Annotated in this window: 14 protein-coding genes and 1 pseudogene; 6 read left to right on the top strand and 9 right to left on the bottom strand. The window is 69.1% G+C overall.

Annotated elements, in window-relative coordinates:
• The first annotated feature begins 199 nt into the window (after positions 1 to 199).
• From sufB to ACIGEP_RS06390, 5 genes are read left to right on the top strand one after another with little or no spacing between them, the layout of a single operon-like run.
• Entirely contained in the window at positions 200 to 1,618 is a 1,419-nt protein-coding gene (sufB, locus tag ACIGEP_RS06410; RefSeq protein ID WP_091352920.1) for a Fe-S cluster assembly protein SufB, read from the top strand.
• Entirely contained in the window at positions 1,618 to 2,814 is a 1,197-nt protein-coding gene (sufD, locus tag ACIGEP_RS06405; protein ID WP_396660760.1) for a Fe-S cluster assembly protein SufD, read from the top strand. The genes sufB and sufD overlap by 1 nt, the downstream gene beginning before the upstream one ends.
• Entirely contained in the window at positions 2,811 to 3,140 is a 330-nt protein-coding gene (locus ACIGEP_RS06400; protein ID WP_396660759.1) for a non-heme iron oxygenase ferredoxin subunit, read from the top strand. The genes sufD and ACIGEP_RS06400 overlap by 4 nt, the downstream gene beginning before the upstream one ends.
• Before the next feature lie 16 nt (positions 3,141 to 3,156).
• Positions 3,157 to 3,927, top strand: coding sequence for a Fe-S cluster assembly ATPase SufC (gene sufC / locus ACIGEP_RS06395; protein WP_396660758.1), 771 nt, complete (start codon positions 3,157 to 3,159; stop codon positions 3,925 to 3,927).
• 9 nt (positions 3,928 to 3,936) lie between these two features.
• A complete protein-coding gene (locus tag ACIGEP_RS06390) occupies positions 3,937 to 4,266 on the top strand; it encodes a metal-sulfur cluster assembly factor (RefSeq protein WP_064002279.1) in 330 nt (109 codons plus the stop codon).
• A 59-nt stretch (positions 4,267 to 4,325) separates the two neighbouring features.
• On the opposite strand, the gene ACIGEP_RS06385 is transcribed toward ACIGEP_RS06390, so the two are convergent.
• From ACIGEP_RS06385 to ACIGEP_RS06365, 5 genes are read right to left on the bottom strand one after another with little or no spacing between them, the layout of a single operon-like run.
• Positions 4,326 to 5,231: a siderophore-interacting protein gene (locus ACIGEP_RS06385; protein WP_396660757.1), complete on the bottom strand. Its 906-nt coding sequence runs from the start codon at positions 5,229 to 5,231 to the stop codon at positions 4,326 to 4,328.
• Between the two features lie 19 nt (positions 5,232 to 5,250).
• Positions 5,251 to 6,060 carry an ABC transporter ATP-binding protein gene (locus ACIGEP_RS06380; protein ID WP_396660756.1) on the bottom strand — a complete coding sequence of 270 codons (810 nt, stop codon included), beginning with the start codon at positions 6,058 to 6,060 and terminating at the stop codon, positions 5,251 to 5,253.
• Positions 6,057 to 7,106, bottom strand: coding sequence for a FecCD family ABC transporter permease (locus ACIGEP_RS06375; RefSeq protein ID WP_396660755.1), 1,050 nt, complete (start codon positions 7,104 to 7,106; stop codon positions 6,057 to 6,059). The genes ACIGEP_RS06380 and ACIGEP_RS06375 overlap by 4 nt, the downstream gene beginning before the upstream one ends.
• Entirely contained in the window at positions 7,103 to 8,152 is a 1,050-nt protein-coding gene (locus ACIGEP_RS06370; RefSeq protein WP_396660754.1) for a FecCD family ABC transporter permease, read from the bottom strand. Before ACIGEP_RS06370 ends, ACIGEP_RS06375 begins: the two co-directional genes overlap by 4 nt.
• A 25-nt stretch (positions 8,153 to 8,177) precedes the next feature.
• Entirely contained in the window at positions 8,178 to 9,224 is a 1,047-nt protein-coding gene (locus tag ACIGEP_RS06365; RefSeq protein WP_396660753.1) for an iron-siderophore ABC transporter substrate-binding protein, read from the bottom strand.
• Positions 9,225 to 9,394: 170 nt separating this feature from the next.
• On the opposite strand from ACIGEP_RS06365, the gene ACIGEP_RS06360 reads away from it, so the two are divergent.
• Positions 9,395 to 10,993 carry an ABC-F family ATP-binding cassette domain-containing protein gene (locus tag ACIGEP_RS06360; protein ID WP_396661025.1) on the top strand — a complete coding sequence of 533 codons (1,599 nt, stop codon included), beginning with the start codon at positions 9,395 to 9,397 and terminating at the stop codon, positions 10,991 to 10,993.
• Between the two features lie 18 nt (positions 10,994 to 11,011).
• On the opposite strand, the gene ACIGEP_RS06355 is transcribed toward ACIGEP_RS06360, so the two are convergent.
• The 4 genes and pseudogenes from ACIGEP_RS06355 to ACIGEP_RS06340 all read right to left on the bottom strand — a co-directional run bounded on the left by ACIGEP_RS06355 (position 11,012) and on the right by ACIGEP_RS06340 (position 12,929).
• On the bottom strand, positions 11,012 to 11,842 hold the full coding sequence (locus ACIGEP_RS06355) for an SURF1 family protein (protein ID WP_396660752.1): 831 nt from the start codon (positions 11,840 to 11,842) through the stop codon (positions 11,012 to 11,014).
• Positions 11,839 to 12,042, bottom strand: coding sequence for a hypothetical protein (locus tag ACIGEP_RS06350; protein ID WP_396660751.1), 204 nt, complete (start codon positions 12,040 to 12,042; stop codon positions 11,839 to 11,841). The genes ACIGEP_RS06355 and ACIGEP_RS06350 overlap by 4 nt, the downstream gene beginning before the upstream one ends.
• Positions 12,039 to 12,350: pseudogene (locus tag ACIGEP_RS06345) on the bottom strand (DUF3099 domain-containing protein); the annotation flags it as partial. The pseudogene ACIGEP_RS06345 and the gene ACIGEP_RS06350, both read right to left, overlap by 4 nt.
• Before the next feature lie 60 nt (positions 12,351 to 12,410).
• The gene (locus ACIGEP_RS06340; RefSeq protein ID WP_396660750.1) at positions 12,411 to 12,929 is read right to left on the bottom strand and encodes a DUF4190 domain-containing protein; all 519 of its coding nucleotides are present in this window, start codon (positions 12,927 to 12,929) and stop codon (positions 12,411 to 12,413) included.
• Positions 12,930 to 13,020 lie beyond the last annotated feature (91 nt).

The following is a 13,020-nucleotide window of genomic DNA, read 5'->3' as shown; positions in this document are numbered from 1 at the left end:
CCGGCACGCCGCGGGGGATGGCCGTGCCTGTAGAATGAAGCTGTCGGCGAGCGCGATCCCCATCGCAGCCCGCACAACGATTCTAGGCGCGGTATCGCGTCGTCAGAGCGGCCAGCAGCGGCATCCCCCTCGTGCACTCCTCTCACGGGAGGGAATGCCGGAACGGATGACACCGTTGCCGCCCGTGAGGAGGAAATTCATGTCGGATGTGCTCATCGACCGTCCCGAACTCGAAGGCCTGGGGGTGTACGAGTTCGGCTGGCACGACGCGGATGCCGCCGGTGCCGTCGCTCAGCGAGGAATCAACGAGGACGTCGTCCGCGGGATCTCCGCCCTCAAGAGCGAGCCCGAGTGGATGCTGAAGACCCGTCTCAAGGGGTATCAGCTGTTCGGGCGCAAGCCCATGCCGACGTGGGGCGCAGACCTCTCGGGCATCGACTTCGACAACATCAAGTACTTCGTGCGCTCCACCGAGAAGCAGGCGCAGACGTGGGAGGACCTCCCCGAGGAGATCCGCAACACGTACGAGAAGCTCGGCATCCCCGAGGCGGAGCGTCAGCGCCTCGTCGCCGGTGTCGCTGCTCAGTACGAGTCCGAGGTCGTGTACCACCAGATCCGCGAGGACCTGGAGCAGCAGGGTGTCATCTTCATGGACACCGACACGGCACTCCGTGAGCACCCGGAGTTCTTCGAGGAGTACTTCGGCACCGTCATCCCCGCCGGCGACAACAAGTTCGCCGCGCTGAACACCGCGGTGTGGTCGGGCGGCTCGTTCGTCTACGTCCCGAAGGGCGTACACGTCGAGATCCCGCTGCAGGCCTACTTCCGCATCAACACCGAGAACATGGGCCAGTTCGAGCGGACCCTGATCATCGCGGACGAGGACAGCTACGTCCACTACATCGAGGGCTGCACGGCGCCGATCTACAAGAGCGACTCGCTGCACTCGGCCGTCGTCGAGATCATCGTGAAGAAGAACGCCCGCGTGCGCTACACGACGATCCAGAACTGGTCGAACAACGTCTACAACCTCGTCACCAAGCGTGCCGTCGCCCACGAGGGCGCGACCATGGAATGGGTCGACGGCAACATCGGCTCGAAGGTCACGATGAAGTACCCGTCGATCTACCTGATGGGCGAGCACGCGAAGGGCGAGACCCTGTCCGTCGCTTTCGCCGGCCCCGGTCAGCACCAGGACGCCGGCGCCAAGATGATCCATATGGCGCCGTACACGCAGTCGTCGATCGTCTCCAAGTCCATCGCCCGTGGCGGCGGCCGCGCCGGCTACCGCGGCGAGGTCCGCGTCGACGCGAACGCACACCACTCGGCCAACACGGTCCGCTGTGACGCGCTGCTGGTCGACACCATCTCGCGGTCCGACACGTATCCCGCCATCGACATCCGTGTCGACGACGTCCAGCTCGGCCACGAGGCCACCGTCTCCAAGGTCAGCGAGGAGCAGCTGTTCTACCTCATGAGCCGCGGGATGCCCGAGGACGAGGCCATGGCGATGATTGTGCGCGGCTTCATCGAGCCGATCGCCCGCGAACTGCCCATGGAGTACGCCCTCGAGCTGAACAAGCTCATCGAAATGGGCATGGAAGGATCCGTCGGCTGATGACGACAGCGACTCAGGCCCCCGCATCCGACGCGAAGGGCCACATCGACCCTGCGGCGAAGCTGACCGAGCACACCGTCCCGGTGCAGACGCGGTCGGAGCGGCCGTGGTCCTTCGACCCCGCCGACTTCGGCACGCCCACCGGGCGCGAGGTCAACTGGAAGCACACGCCCCTCGACCGCCTCGTCCCGCTGCTCGCGGACGAGGAAGCCCCTCATGACGTCATCGGCGTCGAGGTGTCGGGGCCGGATGCCGTGGAGCACCGCCGCCTGCAGAAGGACGAGGCGCCGCGGGGCGAAGTGTTCCGCCCGGAGGACGTCGTCAGCGCCATCGCGTGGGCGCAAGAGCCCGAGGCGCCGCTGATCCGCATCCCCGCCGACACCGAGCTCGACGAGCCGGTCGTCGTGACCCTCACCGGTCGCGGGGGCGTCGCGCACGCGCACGTCGTCATCGAGGCGCAGCCGAACTCCCGCGGGACCGTCGTCCTGCGTCACGAGGGATCGGCGTCGCAGGCGCAGAACGTCGAGATCATCGTGCGCGACGGCGCGGCGCTGACCGTCGTGTCCGTCCAGCGGTGGGACGACGACGCCGTGCACCTCGCGGCCCACCAGGCTCGCGTCGACCGCGACGCGTCGCTCACGCACATCGTCGTGAGCCTCGGCGGCGGCCTCGTGCGTGTCAACCCGTCGGTCGAGCTCGCCGGTGACGGCGCGCAGGGTCGCCTGTACGGGCTGTCCTTCGCCGACGCGGGTCAGCACCTCGAGAGCCAGGTCTACCTGCACCACAAGGGCGCGCACACGAACGGCGACGTGCTCTACAAGAGTGCGCTGCAGGGCGCCTCAGCCCGGACCGTCTGGATCGGCGACGTCCTCATCGGACCGGATGCCGTCGGCACCGACTCGTACGAGGCGAACCGCAACCTGGTCCTCACCGATGGCGCGCGCGCGGACTCCATCCCGAACCTCGAGATCGAGACCGGCGACATCGTCGGCGCCGGTCACGCGAGTGCGACCGGTCGGTTCGACGACGAGCAGCTGTTCTATCTGCAGGCCCGTGGCATCGACGAGGAGCAGGCACGACGCCTGGTCGTCCTCGGCTTCCTCGCCGAGATCGTTCAGAAGATCGGCATCCCCGCCCTCGAGGACGAGTTCATCGCGGCGATCGAGGCGGAGCTGGCCGGCGGGAGCGACGCATGACCGCGCAGAAGGCGCTGCGGCTCAGCGACCTGACGCAAGACACCGCCGTCCGGGTCGAGGTCGACGGGGTGCCCATCGCGGTGGTCCTGGACGGCCAGGGCGAGGTGCACGCGATCGGAGACACCTGCACGCACGGCGACATCTCGCTCGCGGACGGCTTCGTCGAGGGCGAATCGCTGGAGTGCTGGGCCCACGGCTCGGCGTTCTCGCTGCGCACCGGTCGCCCTCTGAACCTGCCGGCCTACGAGCCGGTGCCCGTCTACGCGGTCACGATCGACGGGGACGACATCCTCATCGATCCCGCCGTGACCAAAGAAGTGAACTGAAGGAAGTAGCTGACACATGTCTGTCCTCGAGATCCGCGACCTGCACGTGACGGTCGAGACGGAAGCCGGCGAGACCCCCATCCTCAACGGTGTGACCCTCACGGTGCGCACCGGAGAGACCCACGCCATCATGGGCCCGAACGGCTCCGGCAAGTCGACCCTGGCGTACACGATCGCCGGCCACCCGAAGTACACGGTCACCGGCGGTACGATCACGCTCGACGGAGAGGACGTCCTCGCGATGTCGGTCGACGAGCGTGCGCGCGCCGGTCTGTTCCTGGCGATGCAGTACCCGGTCGAGATCCCCGGTGTCACGGTCACGAACTTCCTGCGTACGGCCAAGACCGCCATCGACGGCGAAGCGCCGTCGATCCGCTCCTGGACCAAAGACGTGAAGGGCGCCATGCAGAACCTGCGCATGGACCCGAAGTTCGCCGCCCGCAACGTCAACGAGGGCTTCTCCGGCGGCGAGAAGAAGCGCCACGAGATCCTCCAGCTCGAGCTCCTGAGGCCCAAGCTCGCCATCCTCGACGAGACCGACTCCGGCCTCGACGTGGATGCGCTGAAGATCGTGTCGGAGGGCGTCAACCGCGCCAAGGAGCAGAGCGACATGGGTGTGCTGCTCATCACGCACTACACGCGCATCCTCCGCTACATCCAGCCCGATTTCGTGCACGTGCTGGTGAACGGCCGCGTCGCGGAAGAGGGTGGCCCCGAACTCGCAGCCCGCCTCGAGGACGAGGGATACGACCGTTTCCTCGCCCCCGTCGGCGGCGAGCAGGCCTAGGATCGTCGCATGACCGAGACGCTCGCACCCGAGAAGTACGACGAGGTCACCGAGGCCCTCAAGGACGTCATGGACCCGGAGCTCGGCGTCAATGTCGTCGACCTGGGTCTCATCTACGACCTCGGTTGGGATGACGAGAACGACGCTCTCGTCATCCACATGACCCTGACCTCCGCCGGCTGCCCCCTGACCGACGTGCTCGAGGAGCAGACCGGTCAGGCGCTCGACGGGGTCGTCGATCGGTTCCGGATCAACTGGGTGTGGATGCCGCCGTGGGGTCCCGAGCGGATCACCGACGACGGTCGCGACATGATGCGCGCCCTCGGCTTCTCGATCTGACCCCACGACGAAAAGGGGCGGTGCGACCTGGTCGCACCGCCCCTTCTCGCGTGCCGGTCTCAGTTCTCCGAACGGCCGAGACGCCAGTAGCCCATGAACGCGACGGCGCGGCGGTCGACCCCGACCTCGCTGACGAGGTGACGGCGGAGGGCCTTGATGGCGGATGCCTCGCCCGCCAGCCAGGCGTAGAGCGGGGCGCTCTTCAAGGCTGCGCCTCCCTTCGCCGTGCGGGGGACCTCCCAGAGGATGTCGTGGTCGACGTCGATCTCCTCGACCTCGGCCCCGATTCCGCCGGGAGCGAGGCGTCGGGCGACATCGGCGACGGCGGCGACGAGGTGGGTGTGCCGACGGTCCTCTCCGTCCCGCGCCTCGATGATGAGCTCGAAGCCGGGGTGCGAGGGCACGTAGGCCGCGTCGCTCGGGTGGGGCAACTCGAGGACGACCACACCGCGCGCGTCGGCGGGGAGCTGCTCGAGGATCCGTGCGATCGCCGGCGCGGCGGTTTCGTCGCCGGCCAGCAGGATCGCGTCGGTGCGGGCGGGCGGCACGAAGTCGATGCCGTAGCTGACGCCCGTGTGCTCGGTCGTGGGCGCGAGGATCAGGACCTCGTCGCCGACTTCCGCGTCCGCGATCCAGGCCGAAGCCGGTCCCAACACATCGTGCGCCACCATGTCGATGTCGACTTCGCCCGCCGCGCCCCGGACGGCGCGCGTCGTGTACGTCCGCATGACCGGGCGCTCCGCCTCGGGCATGGCACGCCAGCGGTCGTACCAGTCGGCATCCGTCGGCATCGACGCCAGCGACGCGGTCGGCGTCGGGAACATGATCTTGACCCGCTGGTCGAAGCCGGGGTCTCCGTAGGCGCCCAGGGAGTCGTCGCGGAACGTGAACCGGCGGAAGCTCGGGGTCAGGTCGGTGACCGCGGCGACAGGGGCGCGGAAGAAGTTCATCGTGCTGAGGGACATGGTCTCGGCTTTCGTGCGGTCAGACGCCGGCGGGGACGTGGTGGCGGCCGATGGGGAGGACCATCGGCCGGCCGGTGAGCGGATCGGGGATGACGCGGCTGTCCATGCCGAACACGTCCTTGACGGTCTCGGCGGTGAGGATCTCACCCGGGTCGCCGGCGGCGTACAGTCGACCGCCGGCCATCGCGACGAGGTGGTCGGCGTACCGCGCCGCGAGGTTGAGGTCGTGCAGGACCATGACGATCGTCGTTCCCCCGCGCCGGTTGAGATCGGTCAGGAGGTCGAGCACGTCGACCTGGTGGCTGACGTCCAGGAACGTCGTGGGTTCGTCGAGGAGGAGGACGTCCGTCTGCTGCGCCAGCGCCATGGCGATCCAGACGCGCTGGCGTTGGCCGCCCGAGAGTTCGTCGACGGCGCGGTCCGCCAGGGCCGCGGTGTCCGTCGCGTCCAGCGCCGCGGCGACGGCCTCGTCATCCGCGCGGCTCCACCGGGAGAGGGGGCCGTGGTGCGGGGTACGGCCGCGACCGACGAGGTCGGAGACGACGATGCCCTCCGGTGCGATGGGGGACTGGGGGAGCAGGCCCAGATCGCGGGCCACCTGCTTGGTGGGCAGCTTGTGGATGTCCTTGCCGTCCAGGAGCACCTGTCCCGCGCGAGGGGTCAGCAGCCGCGCCATCGACTTCAGCAGCGTGGACTTGCCACAGGCGTTCGCTCCCACGATCGCCGTGATCCGGCCGGGCGGGACGACGAGGTCCAGGTCGTCGACGATGAGGCGGTCGCCGTAGGCGAGCTTCACCCCAGCGGCATGGAGGGTGCGTTCCGCGGTCATAGGGAGCCTCCTGAGCGGCTGCTGCGGATGAGAAGGAAGATCAGGTACGGTGCGCCGAGGACGCCGGTCACGACGCCGACCGGCAGACGCATGCCGAGCAGGTATTGCCCGGCGAGGTCGGCGATGAGGACCAGGAAAGACCCGAACAGCCCGGCGACCAGGATGGGGGACCCCACCGGGCCGAGCATCCGTGCGGCGATGGGACCGGACAGGAAGGCCACGAACGAGATCGGGCCGACCGCGGCCGTCGCGAAGGCGAGGAGCACGACCGCTGCGACGATGAGGAGGATCCGCCGCCTCTCGACGGGGACTCCGAGCGCGGATGCCGCATCGTCTCCGAGTCTCATCAGTTCGAGGTCTCGGGTGAGCCAGAGCAGGATCGGCACGACGACGATCATCGCCGCGGCGAGCGGCCCGACCTCGTTCCACGAGGCGCTGTTGAGGCTGCCGGTGATCCATCGCATGGCCGCCTGGAGATCCCACTCGGCGGCGCGCGAGAGCACGTACGCGACGACGCTGTTGAAGATCGCCGCGACGCCGATGCCGATGAGGATGAATCGTGCCCCGGCGCCGCCGTCCTTGAACGCCAGCAGGTAGATCGTCAGCGCCGTCGCGATCGCTGCGACGGTGGCGAAGACCGAGACGGTCGTGCCCGAGAGCGACAGGAAGACGATGGCCACGACTGCCGCGGCGCTCGCTCCGGCGTTGATCCCGATGATGTCGGGACTGGCGAGCGGGTTGCGAAGCAGGGTCTGGAAGACGGCGCCGCCCATGCCGAAGCAGAGCCCGGTCAGCAGGGCGACGGTCGAGCGGGGCAGTCGCAGCTCGCCGACGGTGAAGGACGCGCCGGGAACGGTCTGCCCGGTCATCACCGCCCAGACCTCGGCGGGTGTGTAGAAGGTCTGGCCGACCATGAGCGAGACGAGATACGCCGCGAGCACGGCGATGACGAGACCGCCCGTGACCAGGATGCGGCGGCGCGTCCGACGCGCCCGTCCGGCGATCACGGTCGCCAGGGTGGCCGGGGCGGGGGCGAGCGCGGTCATAGTGCACGCATCTTCTGTCGGCGGACGATGGCGATGAAGAAGGGGGCGCCGATCAGGGCCGTCACGACACCGACTTCGACTTCCTGCGGCCGCGCGATCACCCGGCCGACGACATCCGCGATCGTGAGGAGCCCGGCGCCGACGAGGCCGGAGACGGGGAGGAGCCAGCGGTGGTCGGGGCCGACGAGCATCCGGCACACGTGCGGCACGATCAGTCCGACGAACCCGATGGGACCGGCGACCGCCGTCGCCGCACCGCAGAGGATCACGGCGCCGAGTGCCGAGAGCAGGCGCGCCGTCCGCACCTTCTGCCCGAGCCCGGTCGCGAGGTCGTCCCCGAGCGCGAGGGCGTTCAGCGCCGCCGATGACGCGATGCAGATGATCATGCCGACGGCGAGGAACGGCAGCACGAGCAGGATGTTCTGCGTCGTCGCACCACCGACACCACCGATCTGCCAGAACCGGAAGACGCTCATCACGTCGATGCGCGGGAGCAGGATCGCGCTGATGAGAGACGTGACCGCGACCGCCGTCGCGGCTCCCGCCAGGGCGAGCTTCAGAGGGCTCGCCCCGCCGCGCCCGAGCGATCCGATGGTGTAGACGAACAGCGCGGCCAGCGCCGCGCCGAGCATGGCGAGCCAGATGTACCCGAGGGCACTCGTGACCCCGAAGAACGCCAGGCCGGTCACGACGGCGAGCGACGCCCCGCCGTTGATCCCGAGGATCTGCGGATCGGCCAGAGGGTTGCGGGTGACGCCCTGCATCACGGCGCCGGCCACGGCAAGCGACGCGCCCACCAGGAGGGCGAGGATGGTGCGCGGAACCCGGCGTGCGACGGCAGCGGCATCGGTCGTGGTCAGATCGCCGGTGAGGCCCGCGATGATCTGCGACGCGTCCACGGTGCGATTGCCGAAGGTGACCGAAAGGACGCAGATGAGGGCGACCGCGACCGCGAGGACGAGCACCCACAGCACCCGCCGCCGCCCCGACCGGCGTCGGAGGGACGCGGTCGAGGCGGCGGCGGGTGCGGATGCGAGTGCGGTCATGGTGCGAACGGCCGACGGTCCCGGATCAGTCGGAGACCTTGGCGGCGGCCTCGCCGAGGAGGTCGACGTAGTCGGCCGTGAGCGAGTTCGGGATCGACAGCGGGCTCGGGTTCGCGGCGGCGGACAGCGGAGCGTTGGCCAGCGGGAGGATGACGACCGCGCCGTCGGCGACCGCCGGGATGCGCGAGAGCAGCGGATCGGCCTGCATCGTGGCGAGAGTCGTGTCGTCACCGTAGGTCACCAGCACGTCGAGGTCGTCGAATCGCTCGATCTCCTCGGTGCTGTTGGTGATCCAGAACTGGTCGGTGCCCTTCGACTGCTCGGCGACCGTTGCGGCGGGCTCCAGGCCGAGGTCCTGCAGGAACAGCTGGCGCGGGTCCTGCTCGGAGTAGAAGCCGATCTCGGCGAGGTTGGTCGCGTCGAACGAGCTGAACATGACGGTCTTTCCCGCGATGTCGGGGTGCGCGGCGGTGAGGTCGCCCAGCTGGGTGGTGAGGTCGTCGACGAGCGTCTCGGCCTCGTCCTTTAGGCCGAGCGCCGTGCCGTTGATGACGGTGAGCTCCTGCCAGGTCGTGCCCCACGCCACGTCGGGGTACGCGACGACCGGTGCGATCTTGCTGAGGGTGTCGTACTCCTCCTGGGTCATGCCGGAGTAGGCCGCCAGGATGACGTCGGGTGCGGTGTCGGCGATCGCCTCGTAGTCGAAGCCGTCGGCCTCGTCGAAGAGCACCGGGGTCTCGGCCCCCATGTCCTCGAGCTTGTCCTCGACCCAGGGGAGGATGCCGTCGCCGTCGTCGTCGCCCCACGTGACGGCGGGCATGCCGACCGGGACGACACCGAGGGCGAGCGCCGCCTCCTGGTTCGCCCAGGACACGGTGGCGACCCGTTCGGGCTTGCTCTCGATCGTGGTCTCGCCGAACGCGTGCGTGATCGTGACGGGGAAGGCGTCGTCCGCGGCGGCTGCGCCTGCGGACGAGGAGCTCCCCGCGGGCGCGGCGGCCGTGGTGGCGCAGCCGGTCAGGAGGAGGGCGGAGGCTGCGACGAGGGCAAGTGCAGTACGGATGCGAGGCACGGAGGTCTCCCGGGAAAGGTGATTAGGGTCGCCTAACCTTACAACGATCCCGAGGTGAGGGAAAACCGTCGAGTCATCGCCGAGTTCAGGCTCCGGCCGCTCCCGGCCCGCGCCGTATACTGGGGGTTTGGCCACTCGGCCACCTCTCCCCGGAAGAACGGATGTCTGCTGTGCTCGCCGTGCACGATCTCGAGATCCGCGTCGGTGCCCGCACCCTCATGGCCGACGTGTCCTTCCGCGTCTCGCCGGGCGACAAGATCGGTCTCGTCGGTCGGAACGGTGCCGGCAAGACGACTCTGACGAAGGTCCTCGCCGGCGATCTTCTCCCCGCCGAGGGCAAGGTCGACCGCAGCGGCGAACTCGGCTACCTGTCCCAGGACCCGCGGTCCGGCGATCCCGAGATGCTGGCACGCACCCGCATCCTCGACGCACGCGGTCTCGGATCGCTCGTGATCGGCATGCGGGAGACCGCCGAACAGATGGCCTCGACGGATGCCTCCGTCGCCGATCGTGCCATGCGCAAGTACGCCTCGCTCACCGAACGCTTCGAAGCGCTCGGCGGGTACGCCGCCGAGGCCGAGGCGGCGTCTATCGCCCACAACCTCTCGCTGCCCGACCGCATTCTCGACCAGCCCTTGAAGACGCTCTCCGGCGGCCAGCGGCGCCGTATCGAGCTCGCCCGCATCCTCTTCTCCGACGCGCAGACGATGATCCTCGACGAGCCGACCAACCACCTCGACGCCGACAGCGTCGTGTGGCTGCGTGAGTTCCTCAAGGGGTACAAGGGCGGGCTCATCGTCATCAGCCACGACATCGACCTCGTCGGCGAGACCGTCAACCGCGTGTTCTACCTCGACGCGATGCGTCAGGTCATCGATGTCTACAACATGAACTGGAAGAACTACCTGCGTCAGCGCGCCGCCGACGAGGAGCGCCGCCGCAAGGAGCGCGCCAACGCGGAGAAGAAGGCGACGGCGCTCCAGCAGCAGGCCGCGCGCTTCGGTGCGAAGGCGAGCAAGGCGGCCGCGGCCCACCAGATGGTCGCGCGTGCCGAGAAGCTCCTCGCCGGACTCGACGACGTCCGGCAGGAGGACCGCGTCGCGAAGCTGCGGTTCCCCAAGCCCGCGCCGTGCGGCAAGACGCCGCTCATGGCCAAGAACCTCTCGAAGTCCTACGGCTCGCTGGAGATCTTCGCAGGTGTCGATCTCGCGATCGACCGCGGATCCCGCGTCGTGGTGCTGGGCCTCAACGGTGCGGGCAAGACGACGCTCCTTCGTATCCTCGCCGGGGTCGACAAGGCCGACACCGGGATCATCGAGCCCGGCCACGGGCTGAAGATCGGCTACTACGCGCAGGAGCACGAGAACCTCGACGTCAGCCGCTCCGTCCTCGACAACATGATGTCGGCCGCGCCAGACATCACCGCCACCGAGGCCCGCAAGGTGCTGGGGTCGTTCCTGTTCACGGGCGACGACGTGCTGAAGCCGGCGGGGGTGCTCTCGGGTGGGGAGAAGACACGACTGTCGCTGGCGACGCTCGTCGTGTCGTCGGCGAACATGTTGCTGCTCGACGAGCCGACCAACAACCTCGATCCCGCGTCCCGCGAAGAGATCCTCGGCGCATTGGCGCACTACGAGGGCGCGGTCGTCCTCGTCTCGCACGACGAGGGTGCCGTCGAGGCGTTGAGCCCGGAGCGTGTGCTCATCCTCCCCGACGGTGTCGAGGACATCTGGGGACGCGACTACATCGACCTCATCACACTGGCCTGACGCCGCCGGCGTCGCGGGTCAGCGGGCGTCGAGCAGCTCGTCCTCGGCCTCCATGTCGCGGTCGCGCCTGCGCTGAGGTCTGGTCGGCCGCGTGCGCCCGCCGTCCTGCTCGTCCTCGCGGCGGTGTCGGATCTCGGTCCGGATCATGTACCAGATGAAGGCGAAGCCCATGACGGCGAACAGGATCCACTGGATCGCGTAGGACAGATACGGCCCGGGGTCCGCCGACGGATCCTCGAGCGCCTGCGGACGTTCGGGCGGCGCCGGTGTCTCCTCAGACATCAGGACGTAGGCGGAGTCGAGCATGTCGCCGCTCTGCCCGGTCATCTGGGCGATCAGGGACAGATCGATCGTCGCGACCTGACCATCGGGTGCGGAGCGCCCCTCGCGCACCGGGGGCTCGCCCGGTTGCAGGCGACCGATCACGGTGACCTCACCCGTCGGGGGTGCGGGCACGGCGTCCGGTTCGGGCTGGTCGTCGCCGGGCGGGACCCACCCTCGATCGATGAGGACGACGCGTCCGTCGTCCGCGCGGAAAGGCACCAAGACCTCGAAGGCGCTCGTGCCGCCGTGGGGCCGATTGCGCACCAACAGGGTCTGGTCCGTCAGATACCGCCCGCGGATCTCGACCGGCCGCCACTCATCGCTCGGGTCGAACCCCTGCCCCGACGGGACGAGGTCTTCGAGGGCGACCGGCTCGCGAGCGTAGTTGTCCGCGACGAGGGTGAGCTCGGCATCCCGCTCCGCGTTCCGGGAGAACTGCCAGTTCGACAAGAAGGCGCAGGCGATGGCGAAGACGACGGCCATCGCGACGTAGCCGCTCCAGCGCAGTGCCGTGTCGCGGTTCACGAGGCGTCGGCGGTGTCGAGGGCCAAGACCTCGACCGGGAAGCTCCGCGAGGCGAGGTAGTCGCGCAGGAAACCGACATGGTCGGGGCAGGCGGTCCACACCTTCCGACGGTCGACGGCATGGATGCGCGGGTTCCGCCAGACGACCTGCCAGTGAGCGTCGGCGCGGCATCCCGCGCGCGAGCACTGGGGGCTGTTCATCGCTCCTCCCGGGGCGGGTTCTCCTGAATCCTGATGACCTTGTCGTCCGGCTCCGCCGGGGCCGGGGATGCCGTCGGTCCCGCATCGATCTCGCGGGACGGCCGTTCGGCCACCACGACCTCGTCGCCGCTGCCGACGTTGGCCACCACGACCGCGAGGTAGGGGAGTACGGCAGCTCCCGCCGCGAAGATCCACGTCTGCCAGCCGTACGGGGTGACCGTGACCATGAGGATGAAGCAGGCCACACGGACCGACATCATGATGGCGTAGCGGCGGGTGCGCGAGCGCGCATCGACTTCCGGCGCGGTGGCGAGGGAGGTCGCGGACTGCGTGGCGTCGTGCTTGGTGCGGCGGGACGTGGGGGGCTCCTAGGAGTATTGGACCATCGACGGAACGGCGGCGACGAGGAAGATCGCGGCGAACACCCAGATGAGGATGAGGAGCAGCCAGAACCCCGACCCGATCCATCCGATGATCGTGCCGGCCAGCGCCATCCCGCGGCCGTTCTCGCCCGAGGTCTTGAGCTGCTTGAGCGACATGTGCCCGGTGATGACACCGGCGATCGAGCCGATGAAGGGAACGAGCGTCAGGCCGGCGATCGAGGCTACGAGCGAGATGATCGCGAGGACGTTGTTCGGTCGGGCGGGCGCGTACCCGTAGGCCGGCTGGCCGTAGGTCTGCTGTCCATAGGCCGGCTGGCCGTACGACGGCTGGCCGTACGACGGCTGGGCGTAGGGCTGCGGGTAGCCCGGCTGCTCGCCGTAGGCCGGTTGCCCCTGCGACGCAGGAGACGCGTAGGGGGGAGCGGGCGGGTAGGCGTCGCTCGGTGCGGGCGGTGCCGGCGGCACGTCGGAGGGCTGCGGCGGGGTGTTCGTGGCGTCGGTCACGTCCGTCTCCTTCAGGCGGGTTGACCCCCAGCCTACCCGCCGTACACGCCGCTAGGCTGGTGCGGTTCACCCGGCTCGGAGCAAGGAGAAG

The sequence above is a fragment of the Microbacterium sp. NPDC077663 genome (assembly GCF_044542795.1).
Taxonomy (GTDB): Bacteria; Actinomycetota; Actinomycetes; order Actinomycetales; family Microbacteriaceae; genus Microbacterium.
The sequence above is the reverse complement of the archived record's forward strand: the minus strand, read 5'-3'. Positions and strand labels throughout refer to the sequence as shown.